This window comes from Pseudochrobactrum sp. XF203, from assembly GCF_020341615.1.
Classification (GTDB): Bacteria; Pseudomonadota; Alphaproteobacteria; order Rhizobiales; family Rhizobiaceae; genus Pseudochrobactrum; species Pseudochrobactrum saccharolyticum.
On record NZ_CP084392.1, the window covers coordinates 1,859,428 to 1,883,025 of the forward strand.

Sequence of the window (23,598 nt, forward strand, 5' to 3'; positions counted from 1 at the left end):
AACTGGCCGGTATGCACGACCTGAAAGCGGCCTCTGCAAAGACGGCCGCTTTTATCTTTGCTGTCGCCTCCTGAAAATGAGGTACCCCCGTACAGATATCTGTCTGCCCTGCACTTCACAGCGAATGGTCTGTGCTTTAATTTCAGCACTTCAGAATACGGGAACAGAAGTCCCGCGCGTTATAAAATCAATGAACGGCTCTCAATGTCATCTTTTGCACCCAAAACACCAGGCAGAACCGTTATTGAAATTCTGAAAGTCATGTTCATTACCATGCCCATGACGGCAGTGGTTATGTTTGCCGTGATTGGCACATTGATTTTCATCAATAAATATTATCCGGATTCGACGATTACCTTAGAAGATGTGATGAATTACGTCACCGTCGGCATCACAGTTCTGCTGACAATGCCGCTTATGCAACGCGGCATGCACCGGTATTTTTGGTATGTGCAGAATAATCCAAACTCAAAAATTCCGCCTTGGGGCACAGCGGTTCCGCCGGTTCCTTATGTAAAAAATCCGGCAAGCATTCATCTGCTTCGCATCGCTCTGTATCTGTTCGCAATCATTTCATTATTGCTGATCTTTGCGCCCTTATCCCATCAGAAAGCCCTGTTTCGCACAACAATGAGCGTTCCGGGCATTCACCGGAATTTCTTTCCGTTCTTACAGATCGTAGCCTATTTTTTGATTTTCGGTTTCTTGTTACTGATCGCTTTTGCATCAACACAATATAAGAAATATCTGGCAACAAGAGCAGTTACAGAGGCGGATATGCTTCGTTACAACCTGAACGAATGCTGGCTCTTCGCCTTCTCCGTCACCTATGTTCTGACAGGATTGCTGTGCTTTATCTTTGGCGCCATGATAATTCGCACACTCACTTAAACAGTTATTTTAAAATCACACCCGCATTTAAAGACAATACACATATTGCATCAGAATATCGCAAGTAGTGATTTAGAATGCATCAGTTTCCAAGATAATCTTTGGCCTGAACCGGTATTACTGCCGATTCCCAAGCAAAATTCATACTGAAAGAGACACCTGCTCTTTATCAGGATCAGGCAGTTAATAAATCTCATTCACAGATCAGAGAGATACACCGATGAAAAGCATTTTAGGTATTGCTCTTATTGTTGCTGCAACAACAATAGCTGGCTGCTCGAAGGAGCCAGCATGCACACCGGAAATAATTGCCAAGAAAGCGCAGGAACTGAATGCTGCCTTACAAGAGTCGATCATGAAAGACCCGACTAAAGTGCAGGAATTGTCGGCAAAAGTTCAGGAACTTGCCACAAAATACAATGGCGCGGATGATTCTCAGGCATGTAAGGCATATGATGACTTACTGTCTGCCATAAAAGGCTAAAATATAACGGGCTCCTTATCCTCTAAGGAGCCCGCTTTCTTGAAATACAGCTATATAGATAAGCCCGCACCGTGAGGCTTGATCTGAGCTCATATCAGGCCGTTTTGCGCTGACGGGTAGAAAAGAACACCAAAAGCCCTGCTGCAAAACCATAGGCAGCCCATTTATAAGGCAGCAGATCAGCGATTTCGCTGCGTATAGCACGAACGGCTACAGTACCTGGACGCGTTTCTACGCCCGTTTGGCCATCATTGCGCGCCTGTTCAATTGTCTGCGGTGAAACAACCCACTCTGCATCCGTATATTTATCATAGGCCATAAAACCGAAACCGACGATGAGTGCCACGACGACTGCAGCTATCAGGCGAGTTCGAATATTTATCTGCGATCTTCCATGATTTAAACAATAGTTGCGCAGTAAATTCATCAACAAGAAGTTTTCAAGATATCAGTTCGTCTGAGTTACTTTTGACAATCATTAAGCACCAAAAAAGAATATAATACCGGCATATCCTCGCAGAAAATCCCGCATCTGAATGCGAGTATTTTGTTTATAAAAAATATATCAGCTTAAAATTATTGTTTTAATTATAAAACCAACCTAAGCACTCCCGCAGATAAGCGCTTATTATATCCGAGTGCTTACGCGCCCGATAAATAAAGAAAGTTACAATATGATCATACGTCTATCAAAAATATTTATGGTGATGGCAATTGCCCTATTTGCATCCTTGGTAGCATTTGGCAACATCACAGATTACGGCTCAAACTTTGCATTTGTGCATCACGTATTCCTCATGGATACAATCTTTCCTGATGCAACAATCAAGTACAGAGCCATTGAATCTGAATGGCTTCATCACGTAGGTTATATTGGCATTATAACCCTCGAAACACTGACTGCCATTATCTGCTGGGTTGCCGGTTTCAAACTGCTGGCAGCACGCAATGAACCTGCCAAAGTTTTCAATAAAAGCAAAAACCTTGCAGTTGCAGGTCTCACCCTCGGCTTTCTGACATGGCAGGTCGCCTTTATGTCGGTGGGCGGTGAATGGTTCGGAATGTGGATGTCCAAACAGTGGAATGGCGTACCTGACGCATTCCGCTTCTTCGTGACCATCATTCTGGTTCTGATTTATCTGGTTCAGCCGGATAAAGACGACGAATAAGATTTAAATAACAGCCCTGCCGCAGCCATATGCGGCAGGGCTTTGCTTTGCCTCAACAAAAGCCTGAACTGACGGTCGCGTGCAATACAGCCCGCATTCAAGACTCCGAATGGCCGCCATATTTGATGCTATAATCAGGCTATATTTTGCTAGGACTTATTGCTGGCAGATATCAATCCGCTGGCAGCATCTTCGGGTTCCAGACTATTTCCCATAAATGCCCGTCGGGATCAGTAAAATAACCTGCATAACCACCCCAGAAAGTATTCTGCGGTGCCTTCACGATTTTTGCACCTGCACGCTCAGCTTTGAGCATTACGTCATCGACCTCTTCCCGCAGCAGAACATTATGCCCGATACTGACAGCGGTAGAACTGACCGGATGCTTTTGCAATCCGCAGTCATAGGCCAGATCATCCTGCGCGAAAACTGCGAGTTTCAGGCCAGCGGAGAGATCAAAAAACGCCACGGCACCATGCTCAAATTCACGCCCGAAAATGCCTTCAGACGGCAATCCCAGCCCATCATGATAGAATGAAAAAGAATGTTCGAGATTGGCCACGCCGAGTGTGAGAACAGAAATACGTGGTTTCATATCCATACCCTTCCTATTTAGCGTCCGCACCATACGGACACTTCAATAGTCATGGGCCGTCAGCTTTTGTGACAGAAGGACCCGCAAAGCGGGGGCCGGGCCAACCTTCCCGAACCTAACCTGTTTTTGACCGCCTGATGATAACTGCAGGCCAAATACAGGTCAATATTCGCGTTTTCAGAGCCAGACTGCTGCAAGGTCTGCAACGAATTGCCATTTACAAATAAAGCGCGAATACATGCGCACCAGCACATAATTTGCACTTAGCGAAAGCAGCTCACTACAAGAATCATGAATATTCAATGCGCATTTCAAGTCAAAATGCGACATGCCTGTCCGCCAATTATTTTACAGACGGCGATATTTCGGAAAAGTTCAGGAAAGCTAACGCATGATGAAAAACACTGCTTTCAACTTATTGTGAGTAAAGAAAAGTGCTGCCAGTCATTGAAAATAGCGCTGTAATAAACATGTCACAAATATCATAAAAACCAACGATAATCATCTCGAGCAACATCAATTCAAGTAATTGATTTTATTTAGTAATTTTACGACCCTCCATATTCATGACACTAATTTTAAGGTAAGGCACCTCTTTAAAAAGGTCTCATTCGATCAGGTATTTTTCCACGCCAATCTCACAACAATTTTACCACTCACTAAATTGTGACCAAAAAGATACAGGGTCATTTCCATCTCATATTTCAGTAATTTTTCATATTTCCATACCCTCCCGCCTTCCATATCAACCGAAGCGCAAGATGTTTCCGAATCTCAAAATTGGAAAGTCTCAACAATCAATCGCTTACGCGGGAGAATACACAATGACCATTAAGAGCCTTCTTCTCGGCTCCGCTGCAGCACTCGTTGCAGCAACCGGCGCTCAGGCTGCCGACGCCATCGTTGCACCAGAACCAGAAGCAGTAGAATATGTGCGCGTTTGCGACGCTTACGGCGCTGGCTACTTCTACATTCCAGGCACAGAAACCTGCCTGCGTCTTTCCGGTTATGTTCGCGCTGACTTTAAAGCTGGCGACGATGTGTATTCCGGCCGTGACCGCGAAACATGGTCAACCAACACCCGCTTCACACTGCGCACACACACAGCTTCGGAAACCGAACTCGGTACTCTGAAGACCTTCACCGAAAACCGTTTCAACTTCGGTGACGGCGCACAGGGCAGCCACACTCTGAAGCACGCTTACATTCAGCTGGGCGGCCTGCTCATCGGTAAAACCGATTCAGCATTCCACACCTTCACAGGTTACCTCGGCGACGTAATCAACGATGACGTTGTATCGCCAGGTGCATACAACACAAACATCATCAGCTACACCTTCAAAGGCGGCAACGGCTTCTCGGCAATCATCTCTGCTGAACAGGGTGAAAAAGTTGCTGGTTTTACCGACATCAACGGCAACAAGTATGACGGCGTAATCGACGACTACATGCCACACGTTGTTGGTGGTCTGAAGTTCGAACAGGCTTGGGGCTCGATCGCAGCTGCTGCAGCTTACGACTCTGAAATCGAAGAGTGGGCTGGTAAAGTTCGCCTCGACGTAAACGTAACTGACGTATTCTCCGTATGGGTACAGGGCGGTTACGCTTCTTACGAAGAAGCTGTTGGCATGTACGGCAACTGGGGCGGCGATTGGGCTGTCTGGGGTGGTCTGAAGTACAAGGCAACCGACAAAGCTACTTTCAACCTGCAGGCTGCTTACGAAGATTTCGGCAAACAGGCTTACACTGCAAACGTAGCTTACCAGCTGGTTCCAGGCTTCACAATTACTCCTGAAGTTTCCTACACCAAGTGGAAAGACACCGACAAATACGCTCCAGCCGTTCGTGGCGAAGGCGCATTCGGTGGTATGATCCGCTTCCAGCGTTCGTTCTAATAAAATTTATTAGGGGGATGAATATAACACATCTCCCTAAGAGCGTAGTCTAGACTTGGTTATGACCTCCAGTCATCAAAATACTATCCATTCAGCTACGCTCACGGGACACGGCGGGAAATCAAACATCTCGCCGTGTTTTTATTTTATAAACACAATTAGATATTCCAGCCTCTTTTTATAAACCGCCCTTCGGTATTATCCTTCTCATTGAAAAGGATTGGCACGCCAAGCACTTATCCGAGGATAAGAGTGCTATTCAGGCATATTAAACCGGCGGATTTCCTCATTCATCCAATCTCTGAATGCACAAACTTTCGGATGATCACGACTGCCTTTTGCGTAAATAAGATCATAGCCATGCTCAACATTCAGACGGAATGCAGGAAACAGCTCCACCAGCCGGCCTGAGGCCAGATCCTCGGCGACAAGTACGCTGCGCCCCAGTGCCACGCCCTCGCCTCTGATTGCTGCCTCTATGGACATACTTCCATGACTATAACCGGCACCGCGTATATTACTGCCTTTTACCCCGAAGAGCTCAAACCAACGATGCCAGTCTGTTTTCATTCCGTTTTCATGTATCAATTTACAGGAAAGCAAATCTGAGGCAGTGGCTATACCTCCCGTTTTCTCACGATAAGCAGGGGAACAAACCGGACTTACAGTCTCGTCCATGATGCGCTCACTATCCGCATTGGGATATATGCCATTCCCGTAACGTAAAACGACATGCGCAGAGGAAACATTAAAATCGACAGCATTTTCATTCACCTCTAGATGGATATCGTAATCGGGGTAACAACTCATCAAGCGGTGCAAACGCTGCGCTAACCATTTGCTCGCAAATGAAATACTGCAATTTATGACCAGTTTTGCGTCAGTATTTCTAGTCCGGATATTTTCAGTCTCCCGCGCCAGTTCCGACAGCAAGTGAGTAACTGCGGCAAAGTAATTTGCCCCGTCATCCGTAAACTCAATTTTCCGCGTCAAGCGCTTAAACAGCCTGCACCCAAGATCATCCTCTAATGCCCTGATCTGCCTGCTGACGGCTCCATGCGTAACACACAGCTCTTTTGCAGCAAGCGTCATGCTTAATCGCCTGCCCGTAACCTCAAAAGCACGAAGCGTTTGTAGCGGAGGAAGATGGCCTGCCATATTTTACATCCATACATGACAAAATCTCACGCATAGTGTGATTATAAATGGTTTGTCTGCAAGAGGCTGAGAGCGGTAAATCTTAAGAAAAGCCCGCGCTATTTTGAGGATTTCTCAATGAGTCAAACCTTAAGCAACAAAACTGCATATATGGCAATTTCTCACAAGCCGGTCACGCTTGTCAGCTTTGGTGCTATGTTGCTTCTGGCGCTGATGTGGGGGCTCTCGATACCAGCAACCAAGCTGGGTTTAAACTCAACACCACCATTGACACTCACCGCATTGCGTTATGCAGTCGCCGTGCCGTTTATGCTATTGCTGTTAATCGGGAAAAAGCCTTTACCGTGGAAAGCAGTCCCCACCGTGGCTATGCTTGGCATCATCGGCATTGGTTTGGGACAGGTCGCGCAGACAATAGGTGTAAATGGTACATCGGCATCAGTCGGAACCATTCTCTCCGCAACCATTCCCTTGTTTATTGTGATCTTTGCAACATACCGGTTAAAGCAGCCGATCACGATTATTCAGATATGCGGTGTTGCGACAGCGTTTATTGGCATTGTCGTTGTTGCATTTGAGAACACATCCTCTGACATAACCACCACGTTTTCAGGGCCTGTCTGGATACAGATTTCGGCTATTGCGGTTGCGTTCTATTATGTCTGGAGTGTTGAACTGACGCTTAAATATGGAACTGTTGTAGTCGTAACATGGAGCACATTCTTCGGGCTGCTGGCAATGATCCCGCTTGCTGCCTGGGAAACTTATCAGGCTCCCTTCACACTCACGGCCGTTTCACTCGGTGCAGCTGCATATCTTGGATTAATCGTGAGTGTGGCCGGATTATTCTTATGGATCAGTATTTTAAAGAATGTACCGGCACCGATTGCAGCCAGCATTCAATATCTTCAGCCAGTATTTGGGATCATTGCTTCAGCCATCCTGTTCGGTGACAATATTGGCTTACAATTTTTGCTCGGTGTCTCACTTATATTGGCAGGTCTCGCACTCACTATGCGTAATAAAAAGGCACGGTAAATATAGGTATCGATCAATCAGCCGACGTATAATTGCCAAAATCGCACCATGTATTTCCTTATCTGAACATTGCAACACGCCGCACAGGAATGAAAATTTGATAAGAGCTTGTTTTGAAATGAAAAGAGCTATTCCTCTGCTCATTGCCGCCCTCGCATTAACGGCCTGCGGCGCGGGCAAAGTTGCAATGGACTCAGGTAAAAGCTTTGACCGTTACGCCTGCATGTCCAAAAGCCTCAAAGGACAAGAGCCCTGCTCAAACCCGACTGAGCCGGCAACGCAGCCATAATATGCGATGCTATAATAAGTTCAGGAGCCTACTTAACACCGGACACATCAGCCACAACAAATGCCAGCGACATTATAAAAAACCCCGCCGAAGCGGGGTAAAGTTTCGCAAGCTCATATACTAAACAGCACGTCTCTTTAATTCTACAAATCAAAAGCGCAAAAAATCACTTGAGCAAAAAAACTGCCCCAATTTGCACCGGCTTCCCCACTCTTGTACGGGTTTCCAACTGCAGGATTTCCCGATGGCGGCTTAATTTGTTGTTCTCGGGCAGCATCACACCACGGGCCAGCATTTGCGACCCCGAGACTTGATCCGGTAGCCATTGAAGCTATTAAAAATACGACAATAATAGATTTCTTCATATATCCACCCTCCAATATACAAAATTAATAATATTGTAGTTTGGCACGAAATAAATCCCAGTTCTGAGGCCACAATTAAAGCCCCGCAATTATCGACGGCTAGAACACTGACATAACATCCTGAACTGGTGGCTTAAGCAGTAAACGGATAATTATAACTGTCAGACGCAATTCAGCCTCTCAGCCGACATGTTAATCGGGAGCAGGCACTATCCGCACCAAAACTTCACACATTGCAGCGATGATCAAAGTGAATAAATGAATTCCCCGACATCCGAGGTCGATAATGTATGCTGCTGGGTTTATCGTTCTGTTGTTAATGAGTTTAATTGCCATAGCAGCAAATAATAAACTTCATCATCTGCATAGACTTCCGATGCAATGGAGACTTTCCGGACAGGTTAACTGGTCAGCTCCGAGAGTTATAGCACTGGCTTCATTTCCTGCCATTTTTGCGGTGATCAGCTCTGCGCTTATTCTCACCAGTATTTCAGAGCATCAGCAGTCAACAACTCAATCCCTTATTTTTCTGGGCATTGCAATGATTGGCTTGCAGATATTGCATCTATGGCTCGTCCATAAAAAAAGCAGCCATTAAGCTGCCCCACAAAACTATAATTTTAATCTCTTCTGCGCTCTGACAATAGTGAACAGGAAACCGAATCCTGACTGCGGAGAATCAACCTTCAACAATCAACGACTGAACAGCATCAAACATGCTGCCAAAGAGATGGCAGGAGTAGCCTTTGCATTAAACAATAACATGCGTGGGAAAAGATTATAAATGCTTCGTATTATCAAATCTCAATTCTGAGATTAGTTGAAAAAGCACAACAATTACAATGAGAAGATTGTAAGTGGTGCCCCCAGAGAGACTCGAACTCCCGACCCCCTGATTACAAATCAGGTGCTCTACCAACTGAGCTATAAGGGCAACTGACGGCTAGATAGCATATTCTTTTTGTTTGTAAAACGGAAAATCGCTTAGACGCAGAAAAAATAACAATGTTTTGCCTCTTATCCACATTTAGGCTACAAATCCTCATCCAATCATGCAGCTTTTCGGCAGAAACTGATGAAATACCCGTATAAAAAATTCTTTTATATCACTTCAGGCACTCCGGAATCGGTCTCGGCCGCGGAATCATTACGCAATCGCTATGGTGAATCACCTGCAGATGAAGCAGATGCCCTCATTGTGCTGGGCGGTGACGGGGTCATGTTGCAGGCTTTGCACGATCATATGAATCACGAGCGCCCGATTTACGGCATGAATCGCGGCTCGGTCGGTTTCCTTATGAATGAGTATCACGAGGAAGACTTACCCAAGCGTGTTGCAGCCGCTCATGCCGAAACCATCCGCCCTCTTGAAATGATTACTGAATCACGTGAGAGCGGTACGGTCAAAGCACTGGCCATTAATGAAGTGTCCGTTTTGCGCCAATCTTACCAGGCAGCGAAAATCCGCATCAGCATTGATGACAAGGTACGGCTGGAAGAACTGATCTGCGACGGACTGATGGTGGCCACCCCTGCCGGCTCCACCGCCTATAATCTTTCCGCTCAGGGACCAATCCTGCCGCTCGACTCCCCGCTGCTGGCTCTGACACCCGTCAGCCCTTTCCGTCCGCGTCGCTGGCGCGGCGCATTGCTGCCGAAATCAGTGACTGTGCGGATGGATATTCTTGAAGTCGACAAACGGCCGGTCAATGCTGTTGCGGATCATACAGAAGTGAAATCCGTCACCTCTGTAACCGTGCGCGAAGATACGCAAAACCGTGTCACCCTGCTTTTTGATGAAGAGCATACATGGGATGAGCGCATCCTCAATGAGCAGTTCCGTTATTAAGCGCCATGCGCCTATTGGCGCACAAAACTCGTACTAGTCAGAAAGCCAAGAAAAATCCGGTCAAAACCGCATAGTTAGTCATACACGGATCTGCAAAACCACTGATAAAACAGAGATAAACAGCATCGCTTTATAACAATGCGATGCTTCTATTGGCAGATCATACAGTTGTGGGCTGACGGAATATCAATTATATCAACCTAAATCGAAGCAAAAACGGCATTTTTGTTGACTTTTTGGCCTGTTCCCCGTAACGGCTTTATTAATTTTAACGCAATGCGCAAACATAAGCGCTTTTCCTGTCCTGTTGTCATGCGGACATTACCGGTCGGGTCCAGTGCGCTTCTTCCAAAAAGAGAGCTACGCCTCCATTGACGACATTTGCAGAACTCGGTCTGTCACCGAAAATACTGGCAGCGGTAGAAGCCGCCGGTTACACCACCCCTACTCCTATTCAGGCTGGCGCCATTCCTCAGGCCTTGGAACGTAAAGACGTTCTCGGTATTGCCCAGACCGGTACCGGCAAAACAGCATCCTTTGTATTGCCGATGCTGCATCTGCTTGAAAAAGGCCGTGCACGCGCACGTATGCCGCGTACACTCATTCTGGAACCAACCCGCGAACTCGCAGCGCAGGTTGAAGAGAATTTTGTAAAATACGGCGTTAATCACCGTATTAACGTCGCTCTGCTGATCGGCGGCGTCTCCTTTGATGAACAGGAGCGCAAGCTGGAACGCGGCGCTGATGTGCTGATCGCAACACCTGGTCGTCTGCTCGATCATTTTGAGCGCGGTAAACTGCTGCTGACCGGTGTTGAAATTCTGGTTATCGACGAAGCAGACCGTATGCTGGATATGGGTTTCATTCCTGATATCGAGCGTATCTGCAAGCTGATCCCTTTCACGCGTCAGACCTTGTTCTTCTCGGCAACCATGCCTGCGGAAATCACCAAGCTGACTGAACAGTTCCTGCATTCACCAGCGCGCGTTGAAGTTGCCAAAGCATCGACAACCGCAAAGACGGTGACGCAGCGTCTGGTTAAATCGGCCAAGAAGCCATGGGATAAACGCGCAGTGCTGCGTGATCTTATTCAGGCCGAAGGCGATGAGCTGAAAAACGCGATTATTTTCTGCAACCGCAAAATGGATGTGTCAGAACTGTTCCGCTCGCTGGTAAAGCACGGCTTCAATGCCGGTGCGCTCCATGGCGATATGGATCAGCGCGCGCGCATGACCATGCTGAGCAATTTTAAAGACGGCAATCTTCAGCTTTTGGTGGCTTCCGATGTGGCTGCCCGTGGTCTGGATATTCCGGATGTCAGCCATGTGTTCAACTATGACATTCCGATCCATGCGGAAGATTATGTCCACCGCATCGGCCGTACCGGTCGTGCAGGCCGCTCGGGCAAGGCATTCTCGATCATCACCGGTGCAGATACCAAATATCTTGATGCCATCGAAAAAATGATCGGCGAAAAGATTGAATGGCTGGACGGTGATCTCTCCACTCTGCCTGCACAGGAAGAGACCGAAGAAACCGGTCGCCGCGGCCGCAACAACCGTGGTAAGAACGGCAAGAAATCCCGTGATAAAGATCACAAGGAAAAACAGACACAGCCACGCGTTGCAGAAGAAAAAACTGCTGAAGCACCTCAGGCTGTGGCAGACATTTCCGCGCTTAATGCGCCGCAGCCTGTTCTGCCGGACAATGTCTCCATCGGCACCGCTGTTACAGCGGAACCGGTTCGCCCTGCTCCGCACAAAAACGGCCATGAAGATCGCCGCCAGAACCACAACCAGAATGGTCAGCAGAATAAACGCCATCGTCGTGATTTTGATGATGAGCCGTCACCGCTGGGCTTCGGCGATGATATTCCGGCCTTCATGCTGATACCAATCAACATTTAAAAAAGAAAAACCCGCCGAATGGCGGGTTTTTTATTATCTGTAAGTCAGATTAAAAATCAGGCAGCGCGATGCGCAGCATCCAGTGCTTCTTGTGTAACCGGTGCCAGCTCAACGGATTCACCGCAGCCACAGGCCGATGTCTGGTTCGGGTTATTGAAAACAAAACCTGTGCGCAGAGTTGTCACTTCAAAATCCATCTGTGTGCCAAGCAGGAACAACGCAGCTTCCGGTGCCACATAGACTTTTGCACCTTCATGCTCGATGAGGTCATCACCGGCTTTGGCTTCTTCAGCCAACGCAATCGTATATTCCATACCGGCGCAGCCGCCCTTTTTCACTCCCACACGGATACCCAGAGCATCCTCATGAGAGGCCTGAATTTCGCGCACGCGTTCCGCTGCTGCGTCGGTCAGGGTCATGATGGAAAAACGTCCCATAAAATTTCTCACTTGTATCTGTTACATGGTTCAAGGCCATGTAGTTTCAACTTGCGAGGCCAACCTGAAATCCTGCACTCAGCCCCGATTGTCCGGTTTACCTCTGATACTCTATCTAGTCTCACACAGTCCTGACTGCAAGTAAAGCAACGCTCTGATCCTGCATTTAACGCAAGATTTTCTGTTCTTTACAGCGCATAAGAATAAAATGAATAATTCGCAAAACGCGTAAAATTGCCATGATCTGTTTGCAGTCTTTTGCGAATAAAAGAGCATCTCAGGTTCTTTGCCTCAGCTAAGCGGAGATTTTAATGGGTATTCAGCAGAGCCGTCATAACCCCGCATCGCATCGTCCCGTTGCATTGGCCATCACACAGGGTCGCGCTCAACAACAGCGCCTTACAATCATGCGACTGCTTGGAACCACAATTATCGGTGCAGCTTTGCTGACCGGCAGTGCGATTTATGCCAAGGCGGCAGGGACAGCTGAAACCAAAGACAAGCCTGCAGCACAGCAAAAGGTAAAGCCCGATGCTCTGAAAAAGGCCGGTGAAGCAGCAGCTAAAGATTCTGAGGAAGAAAAAGCTAAGGTCGAAAAAGCCAAAGCGGAGAAAACTGAAGCTGAAAAGCCAAAAGAAGATGCTGTGCCTGCAGATAAGCCGGATGCTAAAAAATCCACAGAAGCTGCAGACAAGCCCGAAGCTCCGGCACCTGAAGCCACAAAAGAAGTGGCTGAAGGCTTGGTTCTGCCCGATTATGTGGATGACCGCAGCACACCGCAGAAATTGCTGGAATCCTATTACAATGCCATTAACCGCAAAGAATATGTGCGTGCCTACAGCTATTATGCTGAAGGCCAGCAAGGCGATGATTTTGAGAAATATGCCAAGGGCTATGCCGGTACAGAATCTGTCAGCATCAAGCTCGGCAGCAGCGAGCCTGATCCGGGTGCAGGACAAATCTACTGGTCAGTGCCGATCGCTATTGAATCCAAACTGGCTGAAGGCAAAGCGCAGGTTTATACCGGTTGTTATACGATCAGCATGAGCAACCCTGCCATGCAGGCAATGCCGCCATTCAAGCCAATGGCAATCATGGCTGGCACATTATCGAAATCACCGCTGCCGCTGGAGAAAAGCGTGCCTGAGGAATGCGGTGCTCCGTAACTCCTCTGTCGATCACCTGTAGGAAAGCCTGTCATCACTGACAGGCTTTTTTTGTTTTACGGCTTACGCGGATGAATGAGCTGCGTGCTGACACCAATCCGGTTCCACAAATTGATCATGCCAATAGCCACAATCAGCTTGGCAATCTCTTCTTCGGAGAACAGCGCTTTGACACTTTCATAAAGAGTATCCGGCACGCCGAGTTCTGCAACCCGCGTCAGATGTTCGGTCCATTCCAGCACAGCACGGTCACGCGCATCAAAACACGGCGATTCACGCCATGCGCTTGTCATATATAAAGTCTGCATATCCATACCGTCTTTATGAGCATCACGGACATGAATATCCGTACAATAGGAGCAGCCGTTAATCTGTGAAGCGCGGATTTTCACCAGATGCAGCAGACGCTTATCCAACCCCGCTGCATCAACAGCTGCGTCCAATGCCTGTATTGACTGATAAAGCTCTGGTGTAATTTTCGCGATATTCATTCTGCTTTGCATATCATTTGTCCGAAATAAAAGTTTGCCCTAGAATCATCGATATAATATATCGATGATAAGAAATTAACAAATCTTAAAGGTATGATATGCGCAGAATGAGCGACGGGGTTGAGGCGGCATTGCATTGCGCACTCGTACTGTCAGGGCTGCCGGAGAATAAGGTTCTGGCGGGAAAACATCTGGCGGAGCTGCATGGCGTATCCGAGAGCTATCTGCTCAAACATCTGCGTGCCCTCACCGCTGCTGATGTGATTATAGCTGTTCCGGGGCCGCGTGGCGGCTACCGGCTCGCACATATTCCGCAACAGATTACATTGCTCGATATTGTGGAAGCGATTGACGGCAAAGAACCGGCCTTTATTTGCAGGGAAATTCGCCGCCGCGCACCGGGAAAATCACAAGATCCCTGCAACTATAAGAGAGATTGTTTCATCAAATCGCGGATGCTGGCCGCGGAACAGCTCTGGCGCGATGCTTTACGCAGCCAGACTGTTGCCGATCTCATGCAGGACGGCGAGCAGCAGATCAGCCCTTCCAGCAAGCTACTCGTATCCGATTATCTTAACTTACATGCCCGCTAAATAAAAAACGCTGCGTTTCCGCAGCGTTTTTAAAATCAGTACCAGCCCACAGCAACCTGAGCTTCCTCGGACATACGGTCCGGTGTCCATGGCGGATCAAAGGTCATGGTCACTTCCACATGGGAAACACCCTCAACCGCGCCAATGGCATTTTCCACCCAACCCGGCATTTCACCGGCCACAGGACAACCAGGCGCAGTCAAAGTCATATCGATTTTGACCGTACGGTCATCTTCAATATCAACCTTGTAGATCAGGCCGAGCTCATAAATATCTGCCGGAATTTCCGGATCATAGACAGTTTTCAGCGCGCCGATAATATCATCGGTCAGGCGCAGCAATTCTTCTTCCGGAATTGCGGAAGCGGAAAACACTTTTGAAGCACTGTTTTCTTCATCTGCTGCGATCACATCTGCGACCGGCACTTGCTGTTTAGTATCCATATTCATCATCCAAAAAACTGTCTTGCTTTTTCAAGCGCTGCAACCAGAGCATCCACTTCCGCGCGGGTATTATACATAGCGAAGGAAGCACGGCAGGTCGATGTTACTCCAAAGCGCTGCAGCAATGGCTGAGCACAATGGGTGCCTGCCCGCACTGCAATTCCTGCACGGTCAATCAGAGTTGAAACGTCATGGGCATGAATACCCTGCATCTCAAACGCAATGATCGCGCCTTTATCCGGTGCATTGCCGACAATACGCAGTGAGTTAATTTTCGCCAGAGACTCATGCGCATAGAGACGCAGATCAGCCTCATGGGCAGCAATAGCCTCACGACCTATGCTCTCTATATAGTCAAGCGCCGCGCCCAATCCAATAGCCTGCACGATCGGCGGTGTTCCGGCCTCAAAACGATGCGGCGGATGATTATAGGTAACATTATCAACTGTCACCTCTTCAATCATTTCACCACCCCCCATAAACGGGCGCATCTGTTCCAGCATTTCCATACGGCCATACAGCACGCCGATACCGGACGGGCCATAAAGCTTGTGGCCGGTCATAATATACCAGTCACAACCGAGATCACGCACATCTACCGGCATATGCACGGCAGCCTGAGAACCATCCACCAGCACCGGAATGCCGCGTGCATGAGCAAGCTCGACGATCTTTTTAATCGGCAGAACCGTACCCGTCACATTGGACATGTGAGTCAGCGCAATCAGTTTGGTTTTCGGGGTAATGCATTTCTCGAATTCATCAAGGTGGAACACACCTTCATCATCCACCGGCGCGAATACCAGTTTGGCACCCTGACGCTCACGAATGAAATGCCAAGGCACGATATTGGAATGATGCTCAAGAATGGTGAGCAGGATTTCATCACCCTCACCGATTTTGGGCATACCATAGCCATAGGCAACCGTATTGATCGCCTCTGTCGCCGATTTGGTAAAGATGATCTCGTCTACAGAACCGGCATTGAGAAAGCCGCGTACTTTTTCACGCGAGCGCTCATAGGCATCGGTTGCGGCATTGGAGAGGTAATGCAGGCCGCGATGCACATTGGCATATTCGTTGGAATAGGCATGCGTTATCGCATCAATAACCGCCTGCGGCTTCTGTGCCGAGGCACCATTATCGAGATAGATCAGCGGATTGCCATAGACTTCACGCGACAGGATCGGGAAATCACGGCGGATTGCTTCAACATCATAATTTTGCAGTACAGACGATAATTGATTCATAATCGTACTCCTGAGCACTTTGTGCTCAAAAAAGCAGGCAAGAGCACTGGGTGCTCACAAAAATCAATAAGGCACCATGTGCTCTATATCAGGGAAGAAGAGCGGGAAATTTCCCGCTCTCTATATGCATTATTATGCGTGTTTTTCGAGCCACGCCTGCAAGATATCTTCAAGCTTTTCAACGAGGGTTTCGTTTTCCAGCTCTTCGATCACTTCTGCAATAAAGGCTTTGACCAGCAGGCCACGGGCTGCATTTTCAGGCACCCCGCGCGCCATCAGATAGAAAAGGTGATCCTTTTCAATCTCACGCACAGTCGCACCGTGACCGCAGGCCACGTCATCCGCAAAGATTTCCAGCTCAGGTTTAGCCGCAAATTCCGCATCATCTGATAACAGCAAAGTGTTACAGGCCATTTTCGCGTCAGTTTTCTGAGCGATCTGCGCAACGCGGATCATGCCCTGAAAAATACCACGCGCTTTGTCTGTCACCACATTGCGCACAACCTCGGTCGAGGTGGTGTTTTCAACGAGATGACCAACATTCATGGTCACGTCAGTCACTGTTTCGCCGCCAAGCAGGTTGAGTGTACGCAGCTGGAAGTCAGAGCCTTCGCCCTTTACATCCACATTGATTTCCTGACGCACCAGCTTGCCGCCGGCATTCATCACGAACAGGATCAGCTTGGAATTCTCACCAATTGTCACATTGATCTGCGACAACTGCGTGGAGAGATCCGTATGCTCACGCACGATAACCCAGACGATCTCTGAATTATCAGCAATGGTCACATGACCGATACTGGTTGCGAAAGTTTCTGCTTCACCGCCGATCTGGCGCTCGATAAATGTCGCTTTGACATTCGAGCCGATCTTGACCGGAAAACGCACATGGGACTGACCGGAAGGCTGCAAATTCTGCAGCTCAACAGCCTGTTCCAGCTCGGTACCGTCAGCAACGGACAGGCCCCAGCCATCGCTGGCATAGGCTGCGTTGATCTGGCCGATCGCATCATCATCACCACGGGTTTTCAGGGTATGGGCAGCAATGCCCTGCCCCAAAATATCGCGGATCGCTTCAACACGTACGCCTTCGATCTGCACAGGCTTCTGCGCAACACCATTGGCAACGGTCAGCACGGCAGAACCGTCAAGCAGCGGCGCAACAGATTTATGGCTCACATTCGCATCAAACGGTGCAACCGAGCGCAGCAATGTGCGCAGATCTGTATAGTGCCAGCTTTCAATACGACGGCCAGGCAGACCGTTGATTTTCAAAGCTTCCAGTGCGTTATCGCGGGCGCTTACGACTTCCGTATCACCCGGCAGATCACCGACGCGGACAGCGAATGCATCAATCAATGCACTCTCAGCCGGCGTTCTGACCTTCTGAAGATGGACGTTCATATTCATCCCTCTCTTTAAGCAGCTGCGCCGATGATTTCAGCGTATCCGTTTTCTTCCAGATGCAGAGCGAGGCTCTTATCGCCGGATTTGATCACCTGTCCTTTGTAAAGAACATGCACACTGTCCGGTACGATATATTCAAGCAGACGCTGATAGTGAGTGATAACGATCACAGCACGGTCAGGCGAACGCAGAGCGTTCACACCATCGGAAACGATCTTCAGCGCATCAATGTCCAGACCGGAGTCGGTTTCATCGAGAACACAGAGTGATGGTTCCAGAAGCTGCATCTGCAGAATTTCCGCACGTTTCTTCTCACCGCCGGAAAAGCCGACATTGAGCGGACGCTTCAGCATGGCCATATCCATATTCAGGCCGCCGGCAGCTTCCTTAACGCGACGCAGCAGTTCAGGAATTTTCAGCTCTTCTTCACCGCGAGCCTTACGCTGCGCATTCATCGCAACTTTCAGGAATTCCATTGTGGCAACGCCTGGAATTTCCAGCGGATACTGGAATGCAAGGAAGATGCCCTTGGCTGCACGTTCCGCAGGATCGAGTTCCAGAATGCTTTCGCCGTTATACAGAATATCACCGGAGGTAACTTCGTAGTCCGAACGACCGGCCAGAATGTAAGACAGCGTGGATTTACCCGAACCGTTCGGGCCCATGATCGCAGCCACTTCACCGGCTTTAACAGTGAGGTTCAGACCACGGATGATTTCTGTATCCGTGTCAGCGATTTTGGCGTGCAGATTAATGATCTCTAACATGAGTGTAACCTTTTATACCGGATCTCTCAGGATCCGAAAATATCAATGAATGTTAGTTAAAGGGGCGAAGTCTCACTCCGCCATCCCTGTTTAACCAACCGAACCTTCGAGCGAGATACCGATAAGCTTCTGAGCTTCCACGGCAAATTCCATCGGCAGTTCCTGAATAACTTCCTTAACGAAGCCGTTCACGATCAGAGCAATCGCCTCTTCTTCCGGAATACCGCGCTGCATCACATAGAACAGCTGGTCTTCAGAGATTTTCGAGGTTGTTGCTTCATGCTCGAACTGCGCAGTCGAGTTTTTCGCTTCGATATAAGGTACCGTATGCGCACCGCAATCATTGCCGATCAGCAAACTGTCACACTGGGTGAAGTTACGGGCATTGGTTGCTTTACGATGGGCAGAAACCTGACCGCGATAGGTATTGTTGGAATTACCTGCCGAAATACCCTTGGAGATGATGCGGCTCGATGTGTTCTTACCGAGATGGATCATCTTGGTGCCACTATCGATCTGCTGATAACCGTTGGATACCGCAATCGAGTAGAACTCACCGCGTGAATCATCACCACGCAGAATGCAGGACGGGTATTTCCATGTGACCGCAGAGCCGGTTTCGACCTGCGTCCAGGAAATCTTCGAACGGTCGCCACGGCAATCGCCGCGCTTGGTCACGAAGTTATAGATACCGCCTTTGCCTTCCTTATCGCCCGGATACCAATTCTGGACGGTGGAATATTTGATTTCGGCATCATCCAGCGCGATCAGCTCAACAACAGCTGCATGGAGCTGGTTTTCATCACGCTGCGGCGCTGTACAGCCTTCAAGATAGGACACATAAGCGCCCTCTTCGGCAATAATCAGCGTACGCTCGAACTGGCCGGTGTCTTTTTCATTGATACGGAAATAAGTCGACAGTTCCATCGGGCAGCGAACGCCTTTTGGTACATAGACGAATGATCCGTCCGTAAAGACAGCGGAGTTGAGTGTGGCGTAATAATTGTCCGAAACCGGCACAACAGAAGCCAGATATTTCTTCACCAGTTCCGGATATTCGCGGATTGCTTCCGAAATCGAGCAGAAAATCACACCGGCTTTGGCAAGCTCAGCCTTAAAAGTGGTGACAACGGAAACACTGTCAAACACCGCATCAACAGCCACGCGGCCTGATGCATAGACATTGTCTGCCGGATTGCCGTCAATCTCGCTCGGCTCACCCTGTTTGCGTACACCGGCCAGAATTTCCTGCTCACGCAGCGGAATTCCGAGCTTTTCATAGGTACGCAGCAGTTCCGGATCAACTTCATCCAGAGACTTAGGGCCGGTCTGATTTTTAGGAGCCGCATAATAGCGGATATCCTGAAAATCAATTTCCGGATAATCAACACGCGCCCATTTCGGCTCTTCCATAGTGAGCCAGCGGCGGTAAGCATCCAGACGCCATTCCAGCATCCATTCCGGCTCTTCTTTTTTAGCAGAAATGAAACGGATAATATCTTCATTCAGCCCCTTAGGAGCCTTATCCATTTCGATGGTTGTTTCAAAACCATATTTGTACTGGTCCACGTCAAGCGTGGCGACCTGATCGATCGTTTCCTGCACTGCAGGCATCGCCGTTCTCCATCCTTGTCAGGGTCAAGGCCCGACAGTTAAAAACGCTATGGCAGCAAAGATTTTGCTGTCATAAACATATAGTGCGCATTGATGCGCTGTAAAAGCCTGTCAGCTGGCGATGTTTTAAAGAGCACCGCCTCAGACTTTGAACTCCGGCCGGTTTCGCATCACATTACTGTGCGCAAAACCACAATGGCCATTCAGAAATACCTGCCCTCTCAGGCGGCATTATTTTCCGATTCGCCCGAAAACTGCGCCTGAATCTGACTGCGTGTCTGATCCCGTCTGGCTACCAGTCTTTCGAAAATCGTCAGAAATGCTTCTGCGTCCTGCATTGTCGTCGACTTTTCTGTCGAAACGCGCAATGCACCGCATTCATCCTCATAGCCCATCGCCGCAAGCACATGGCTTGCGCCAACCTTACCTGATGAACAGGCAGAACCGGCAGAAAGTGCAATACCGCCCAGATCAAAAGCGATCTGCATAGTCTCGGCTTTCATACCGGGCAAGGAAATAAAACTTGTATTCGGCAGGCGCGGCACAGTATCTCCATGCACCAGCACATCATCTGCCAGTTTGCGCACACCGTTCTCAATTGTTGTGCGAATTGTATCCGACCAGCGTGGCAGATTGCTGCCCTCTTGTTGTGCTGCCAAAGCTTCGCGTGCAGCTGCACCAAAACCGGCGATCAGCGGCAAGGCTTCAGTACCGGCACGATGCCCTTTCTCCTGCCCGCCACCGCGCACCAGCGCAGACGGCATAACCAGATCAGAGATCGCAACCACAGCACCAACACCTTTAGGGCCGCCGATTTTGTGGGAAGAGAGAATGAGATAATCGGCAGAAGCTGCAGCAATATCAAGCGCGATGCGCCCTGCTGCCTGCACGGCATCGACAATGAAGAAACCACCGGCAGCTTTTACCAGCGCGCCGATTTTTTCTACCGGCTGAATAACACCAGTCTCATTATTCGCCCATTGAACTGCAACCAGCGGCAGGCCTTTGGATTTATCATGCGCTTTCAACGCCTGTTCCAGCACATCAAGATCAACAATGCCCTGATGATCGACCGGCAGCACAGTCATATTCTCCGCAGCAAAACGCCCGCCGGATAACATGCACGGATGCTCAGTCGCCGAAACATAAAGATGCGACAGGCGCAGTTCCGAGCGCCCCATCTTATAAAGCGGAGTCAGCAATGTGTTTGCTGCTTCGGTTGCACCGGAGGTGAAAAACACATGATCCGGCTTCGCACCGCAAAGGGCTGCCACGTCACGTCGTGCTGATTCAACCAGCGCACGCGCTGCACGGCCTTCCTGATGCACAGAAGACGGATTACCTGTCACATTCAATGCCGCGACCACAGCCTCGCGCGCAGCTTCACTCAGCGGCGCACTGGCATTATAATCGAAATAGATACGCGGCTTTGGCATTGCAGACTCTTTCGCGAAGCACCATATTTGCGTTAAACGCGCAATTATCTTGAAATTTCAAACCAGAGCAGACTATTAAGCTGCATGAGTGTTTTTTTACACCCTCCAGTTTTGAAAGATTCTAAAGTCGGTTGTAAGATTTATGAGCGAAACAGTCAAGGATTTGCTCAGAATTTAAGCCGTAAAGTCATGATTGGTAACAATCAGGCTTATAAATAACAAATACGACACTTGTGTTGCGAACCGGCCAAATGGTCACGCAACCCGGCGGTTATAGCGGAGTACATATGCCAGAAGTCATCTTTAATGGTCCTGCGGGTCGCCTTGAAGGGCGTTATCAGCCTTCAAGCGAGAAGAATGCACCAATCGCCATCATCCTGCACCCGCATCCGCAATTCGGCGGCACCATGAATAACAAGATCGTTTATGATCTGTTTTACATGTTCCAGAGCCGCAATTTCACGACTCTGCGGTTTAACTTCCGCGGAATCGGACGCAGTCAGGGTGAATTTGATCACGGCGCGGGTGAATTGTCCGATGCGGCAAGCGCACTGGACTGGGTGCAGTCGCTGCATCCTGATTCCAAAACCTGCTGGGTTGCCGGTTATTCCTTCGGTGCGTGGATCGGCATGCAGTTGCTTATGCGCCGTCCGGAAATCGAAGGCTTCATGTCGATTGCACCGCAGCCGAACACTTATGACTTCTCATTCCTCGCACCTTGCCCTTCATCGGGTCTGATCATTCACGGCGATCAGGACAAGGTTGCACCACCGAAAGATGTGCAGGTTCTGGTTGATAAGCTGAAAACCCAGAAGGGCATCACGATTACGCAGAACACCATGGCCGGCGCCAATCACTTCTTCTCCGGTATGGGTGATGAGCTGATTGCGGAATGTTCGGAATATCTTGATCGCCGCCTGATGGGCGAGTTGACAGAGGTCCGCCAAAAGCGCCTGCGCTAATCGACAAAAGCAAAAGACCGGCTAATCGCCGGTCTTTTTTATTTATGCCTTTACCAAGACCCCGCCACTCACCGGCTTGTCGCAACCGGTTGTTGAGGGATAAGTCAGCGGCAAGCCTTTCAAACTGCGCACAGCCAGATAGCCCCAGGCCTCAGCCTCCATGGAATCACCGTCCAGCCCGGCTGTATCCGCATCAATCACCGCGGCACCTTCAGCTTTCGCCAAGGCAGAGAGTTCAGCCATAATCGCTGCATTCTTACGCCCGCCGCCACTCACAACATAACTGCGAGGCTTCTGTGGCAGATGGGATGCTGATTGCAGGATCGAAGCCGCTGCCACATAGGCCAATGTACGGGCACCATCCTCAACCGATACAACACCGATTGAAGGCACAGCAAAATCTCCGCGATCCAGCGAGCGACGCTGATTACCGGCGAAGAATGCATTGCTCAGATAATACGCGGCCAACTCGGTATTTACAGCACCACTCAATGCCAGTGCACCACCGGCATCAAAACTGCCCTGCCCGTGCAGTTCCATCCACTGGTCGATCAGCATATTGCCGGGGCCACTGTCAAAAGCTGCCAGCCGCCCTGTCTCATCGACATAGGTCAGATTGGAAATCCCGCCAATATTGACGAAAACAACCGGCATATTCGGCTGCTGCTCCAGATTATGTGCCAAGGCCGCATGATAGGCGGGGATCAGCGGCGCGCCCTGCCCGCCATAGCGCATATCCTCAGCGCGCATATCATAAACCACATCAATGCCGGTTTCCTGTGCCAGCAATGCACCGTCACCGATCTGCACGGTCAGCGCATTATCAGGACGATGCAGCACCGTCTGCCCATGAAAACCGATGACATCCACATCATCTGCGCTTAGACGATTGGCGAACAAAAAGTCCTGCACCGCCACCGCATGCAGCAATGTCAGATCATGCTCAAGTTTTTCAAGAATACCAATACGCTCATCACGCTGCGTGACGCTCCGAGCATCAACAAGTCCTTGTTTCAGACGGGCACGAAACGCATCGGAATAATTCATGCTGCCGGAAGCAATGCGCTCAACCACCTGCTCACCGTCTGTCCGGATCAGCGCCAGATCAATACCGTCCATGGAGGTGCCGCTCATCAATCCGAGTGCGCGATAGAGTGCAGTCATCTTTGTCTTTCCGTTTTCAATATTTCCGGTTTTGCACGGTTGGCAGGTACAAGCAGGTTACATAAACCACACAAACGGCACAAAACGACAGCAATTTGCGATAAAATCGCCTTTTACGATGTCACACCTTTATTGTGATTTGCCCTGCAATAATGTTAAACGCTGGATTGTGTCAGTCACCGGAATAATATTCACGGCCTGCTCTCTGGGGTCTTCCCATATCACAAT

At 49.1% G+C, this 23,598-nt stretch carries 24 protein-coding genes and 1 tRNA gene; 11 read left to right on the plus strand and 14 right to left on the minus strand.

The window, feature by feature from the left end:
* Positions 1-204 precede the first annotated feature (204 nt).
* Positions 205-891 (plus strand): hypothetical protein, encoded by a 687-nt coding sequence (locus LDL70_RS08450; RefSeq protein ID WP_225684839.1) that lies wholly within the window; start codon positions 205-207, stop codon positions 889-891.
* A gap of 220 nt (positions 892-1,111) precedes the next feature.
* A complete protein-coding gene (locus LDL70_RS08455) occupies positions 1,112-1,375 on the plus strand; it encodes a hypothetical protein (protein ID WP_022709407.1) in 264 nt (87 codons plus the stop codon).
* 94 nt (positions 1,376-1,469) lie between these two features.
* Here the strand turns inward: LDL70_RS08455 and LDL70_RS08460 are convergent, their stop codons facing one another.
* Positions 1,470-1,721, minus strand: a complete 252-nt coding sequence (locus tag LDL70_RS08460; protein ID WP_370637625.1) for a hypothetical protein — start codon at positions 1,719-1,721, stop codon at positions 1,470-1,472.
* 361 nt (positions 1,722-2,082) lie between these two features.
* Between LDL70_RS08460 and LDL70_RS08465 the strand changes: the two genes are divergently transcribed.
* Positions 2,083-2,544 (plus strand): DUF2165 family protein, encoded by a 462-nt coding sequence (locus tag LDL70_RS08465; RefSeq protein WP_370637821.1) that lies wholly within the window; start codon positions 2,083-2,085, stop codon positions 2,542-2,544.
* A gap of 172 nt (positions 2,545-2,716) precedes the next feature.
* Here LDL70_RS08465 and LDL70_RS08470 read toward each other — a convergent pair whose 3' ends face one another.
* Positions 2,717-3,139 (minus strand): VOC family protein, encoded by a 423-nt coding sequence (locus tag LDL70_RS08470; protein ID WP_225684840.1) that lies wholly within the window; start codon positions 3,137-3,139, stop codon positions 2,717-2,719.
* Between the two features lie 824 nt (positions 3,140-3,963).
* Between LDL70_RS08470 and LDL70_RS08475 the strand changes: the two genes are divergently transcribed.
* Complete coding sequence (locus LDL70_RS08475; RefSeq protein WP_225684841.1) at positions 3,964-5,034, plus strand: porin; 1,071 nt, start codon at positions 3,964-3,966, stop codon at positions 5,032-5,034.
* Between the two features lie 255 nt (positions 5,035-5,289).
* Here the strand turns inward: LDL70_RS08475 and LDL70_RS08480 are convergent, their stop codons facing one another.
* Positions 5,290-6,192: a LysR substrate-binding domain-containing protein gene (locus LDL70_RS08480; RefSeq protein WP_225684842.1), complete on the minus strand. Its 903-nt coding sequence runs from the start codon at positions 6,190-6,192 to the stop codon at positions 5,290-5,292.
* Positions 6,193-6,309: 117 nt separating this feature from the next.
* On the opposite strand from LDL70_RS08480, the gene LDL70_RS08485 reads away from it, so the two are divergent.
* The gene (locus LDL70_RS08485) at positions 6,310-7,230 is read left to right on the plus strand and encodes a DMT family transporter (RefSeq protein ID WP_225684843.1); all 921 of its coding nucleotides are present in this window, start codon (positions 6,310-6,312) and stop codon (positions 7,228-7,230) included.
* Between the two features lie 432 nt (positions 7,231-7,662).
* Here the strand turns inward: LDL70_RS08485 and LDL70_RS08490 are convergent, their stop codons facing one another.
* Complete coding sequence (locus tag LDL70_RS08490; protein ID WP_139316355.1) at positions 7,663-7,884, minus strand: hypothetical protein; 222 nt, start codon at positions 7,882-7,884, stop codon at positions 7,663-7,665.
* 286 nt (positions 7,885-8,170) lie between these two features.
* Here LDL70_RS08490 and LDL70_RS08495 point away from each other — a divergent pair, with 286 nt between their 5' ends.
* Positions 8,171-8,482, plus strand: a complete 312-nt coding sequence (locus tag LDL70_RS08495; protein WP_225684844.1) for a hypothetical protein — start codon at positions 8,171-8,173, stop codon at positions 8,480-8,482.
* Between the two features lie 260 nt (positions 8,483-8,742).
* Here LDL70_RS08495 and LDL70_RS08500 read toward each other — a convergent pair.
* Positions 8,743-8,818, minus strand: a tRNA-Thr gene (locus tag LDL70_RS08500).
* A gap of 141 nt (positions 8,819-8,959) precedes the next feature.
* Here LDL70_RS08500 and LDL70_RS08505 point away from each other — a divergent pair.
* Positions 8,960-9,733 (plus strand): NAD kinase, encoded by a 774-nt coding sequence (locus tag LDL70_RS08505; RefSeq protein WP_022711433.1) that lies wholly within the window; start codon positions 8,960-8,962, stop codon positions 9,731-9,733.
* Between the two features lie 371 nt (positions 9,734-10,104).
* The gene (locus tag LDL70_RS08510; RefSeq protein ID WP_225684845.1) at positions 10,105-11,640 is read left to right on the plus strand and encodes a DEAD/DEAH box helicase; all 1,536 of its coding nucleotides are present in this window, start codon (positions 10,105-10,107) and stop codon (positions 11,638-11,640) included.
* Positions 11,641-11,696: 56 nt separating this feature from the next.
* Here LDL70_RS08510 and sufA read toward each other — a convergent pair whose 3' ends face one another.
* Positions 11,697-12,077, minus strand: coding sequence for a Fe-S cluster assembly scaffold SufA (gene sufA / locus LDL70_RS08515; protein WP_075654899.1), 381 nt, complete (start codon positions 12,075-12,077; stop codon positions 11,697-11,699).
* A gap of 311 nt (positions 12,078-12,388) precedes the next feature.
* On the opposite strand from sufA, the gene LDL70_RS08520 reads away from it, so the two are divergent.
* A complete protein-coding gene (locus LDL70_RS08520; RefSeq protein ID WP_225684846.1) occupies positions 12,389-13,243 on the plus strand; it encodes a hypothetical protein in 855 nt (284 codons plus the stop codon).
* A 56-nt stretch (positions 13,244-13,299) separates the two neighbouring features.
* On the opposite strand, the gene LDL70_RS08525 is transcribed toward LDL70_RS08520, so the two are convergent.
* On the minus strand, positions 13,300-13,746 hold the full coding sequence (locus tag LDL70_RS08525; RefSeq protein ID WP_225684847.1) for a carboxymuconolactone decarboxylase family protein: 447 nt from the start codon (positions 13,744-13,746) through the stop codon (positions 13,300-13,302).
* An 86-nt stretch (positions 13,747-13,832) separates the two neighbouring features.
* On the opposite strand from LDL70_RS08525, the gene LDL70_RS08530 reads away from it, so the two are divergent.
* On the plus strand, positions 13,833-14,327 hold the full coding sequence (locus LDL70_RS08530) for an Rrf2 family transcriptional regulator (RefSeq protein WP_225684848.1): 495 nt from the start codon (positions 13,833-13,835) through the stop codon (positions 14,325-14,327).
* A gap of 35 nt (positions 14,328-14,362) precedes the next feature.
* Here LDL70_RS08530 and LDL70_RS08535 read toward each other — a convergent pair whose 3' ends face one another.
* From LDL70_RS08535 to LDL70_RS08560, 6 genes are all read right to left on the minus strand, one after another.
* Positions 14,363-14,770, minus strand: a complete 408-nt coding sequence (locus LDL70_RS08535) for an SUF system Fe-S cluster assembly protein (protein WP_225684849.1) — start codon at positions 14,768-14,770, stop codon at positions 14,363-14,365.
* A 5-nt stretch (positions 14,771-14,775) separates the two neighbouring features.
* A complete protein-coding gene (locus LDL70_RS08540; RefSeq protein ID WP_225684850.1) occupies positions 14,776-16,020 on the minus strand; it encodes a cysteine desulfurase in 1,245 nt (414 codons plus the stop codon).
* 132 nt (positions 16,021-16,152) lie between these two features.
* A complete protein-coding gene (gene sufD, locus LDL70_RS08545; protein ID WP_370637627.1) occupies positions 16,153-17,430 on the minus strand; it encodes a Fe-S cluster assembly protein SufD in 1,278 nt (425 codons plus the stop codon).
* Positions 17,431-17,438: 8 nt separating this feature from the next.
* Positions 17,439-18,194, minus strand: a complete 756-nt coding sequence (gene sufC / locus LDL70_RS08550; protein ID WP_022711442.1) for a Fe-S cluster assembly ATPase SufC — start codon at positions 18,192-18,194, stop codon at positions 17,439-17,441.
* Between the two features lie 90 nt (positions 18,195-18,284).
* Positions 18,285-19,808, minus strand: a complete 1,524-nt coding sequence (gene sufB, locus LDL70_RS08555) for a Fe-S cluster assembly protein SufB (protein ID WP_225684851.1) — start codon at positions 19,806-19,808, stop codon at positions 18,285-18,287.
* Between the two features lie 221 nt (positions 19,809-20,029).
* Positions 20,030-21,244 (minus strand): cysteine desulfurase family protein, encoded by a 1,215-nt coding sequence (locus LDL70_RS08560; protein ID WP_225684852.1) that lies wholly within the window; start codon positions 21,242-21,244, stop codon positions 20,030-20,032.
* A gap of 287 nt (positions 21,245-21,531) precedes the next feature.
* Between LDL70_RS08560 and LDL70_RS08565 the strand changes: the two genes are divergently transcribed.
* Positions 21,532-22,206, plus strand: coding sequence for an alpha/beta hydrolase (locus tag LDL70_RS08565; protein ID WP_022711445.1), 675 nt, complete (start codon positions 21,532-21,534; stop codon positions 22,204-22,206).
* 42 nt (positions 22,207-22,248) lie between these two features.
* On the opposite strand, the gene LDL70_RS08570 is transcribed toward LDL70_RS08565, so the two are convergent.
* Positions 22,249-23,370 (minus strand): anhydro-N-acetylmuramic acid kinase, encoded by a 1,122-nt coding sequence (locus LDL70_RS08570; protein ID WP_225684853.1) that lies wholly within the window; start codon positions 23,368-23,370, stop codon positions 22,249-22,251.
* Positions 23,371-23,598 lie beyond the last annotated feature (228 nt).

Excerpts from the sequence above, each read along its gene's own strand:
- LDL70_RS08530 (WP_225684848.1), top strand. The coding sequence starts at position 13,833 with ATGCGCAGAATGAGCGACGGGGTTGAGGCGGCATTGCATTGCGCACTC.
- LDL70_RS08455 (WP_022709407.1), top strand. The coding sequence starts at position 1,112 with ATGAAAAGCATTTTAGGTATTGCTCTTATTGTTGCTGCAACAACAATA.
- LDL70_RS08535 (WP_225684849.1), bottom strand. The coding sequence starts at position 14,770 with ATGGATACTAAACAGCAAGTGCCGGTCGCAGATGTGATCGCAGCAGAT.
- sufC (WP_022711442.1), bottom strand. The coding sequence starts at position 18,194 with ATGTTAGAGATCATTAATCTGCACGCCAAAATCGCTGACACGGATACA.
- LDL70_RS08470 (WP_225684840.1), bottom strand. The coding sequence starts at position 3,139 with ATGAAACCACGTATTTCTGTTCTCACACTCGGCGTGGCCAATCTCGAA.
- LDL70_RS08475 (WP_225684841.1), top strand. The coding sequence starts at position 3,964 with ATGACCATTAAGAGCCTTCTTCTCGGCTCCGCTGCAGCACTCGTTGCA.
- LDL70_RS08495 (WP_225684844.1), top strand. The coding sequence starts at position 8,171 with ATGTATGCTGCTGGGTTTATCGTTCTGTTGTTAATGAGTTTAATTGCC.
- LDL70_RS08465 (WP_370637821.1), top strand. The coding sequence starts at position 2,083 with ATGGCAATTGCCCTATTTGCATCCTTGGTAGCATTTGGCAACATCACA.
- LDL70_RS08560 (WP_225684852.1), bottom strand. The coding sequence starts at position 21,244 with ATGCCAAAGCCGCGTATCTATTTCGATTATAATGCCAGTGCGCCGCTG.
- LDL70_RS08450 (WP_225684839.1), top strand. The coding sequence starts at position 205 with ATGTCATCTTTTGCACCCAAAACACCAGGCAGAACCGTTATTGAAATT.
- LDL70_RS08520 (WP_225684846.1), top strand. The coding sequence starts at position 12,389 with ATGGGTATTCAGCAGAGCCGTCATAACCCCGCATCGCATCGTCCCGTT.
- sufB (WP_225684851.1), bottom strand. The coding sequence starts at position 19,808 with ATGCCTGCAGTGCAGGAAACGATCGATCAGGTCGCCACGCTTGACGTG.
- sufD (WP_370637627.1), bottom strand. The coding sequence starts at position 17,430 with ATGAATATGAACGTCCATCTTCAGAAGGTCAGAACGCCGGCTGAGAGT.
- LDL70_RS08505 (WP_022711433.1), top strand. The coding sequence starts at position 8,960 with ATGAAATACCCGTATAAAAAATTCTTTTATATCACTTCAGGCACTCCG.
- LDL70_RS08485 (WP_225684843.1), top strand. The coding sequence starts at position 6,310 with ATGAGTCAAACCTTAAGCAACAAAACTGCATATATGGCAATTTCTCAC.
- LDL70_RS08540 (WP_225684850.1), bottom strand. The coding sequence starts at position 16,020 with ATGAATCAATTATCGTCTGTACTGCAAAATTATGATGTTGAAGCAATC.
- LDL70_RS08525 (WP_225684847.1), bottom strand. The coding sequence starts at position 13,746 with ATGCAAAGCAGAATGAATATCGCGAAAATTACACCAGAGCTTTATCAG.
- LDL70_RS08480 (WP_225684842.1), bottom strand. The coding sequence starts at position 6,192 with ATGGCAGGCCATCTTCCTCCGCTACAAACGCTTCGTGCTTTTGAGGTT.
- LDL70_RS08565 (WP_022711445.1), top strand. The coding sequence starts at position 21,532 with ATGCCAGAAGTCATCTTTAATGGTCCTGCGGGTCGCCTTGAAGGGCGT.
- LDL70_RS08490 (WP_139316355.1), bottom strand. The coding sequence starts at position 7,884 with ATGAAGAAATCTATTATTGTCGTATTTTTAATAGCTTCAATGGCTACC.
- sufA (WP_075654899.1), bottom strand. The coding sequence starts at position 12,077 with ATGGGACGTTTTTCCATCATGACCCTGACCGACGCAGCAGCGGAACGC.
- LDL70_RS08570 (WP_225684853.1), bottom strand. The coding sequence starts at position 23,370 with ATGACTGCACTCTATCGCGCACTCGGATTGATGAGCGGCACCTCCATG.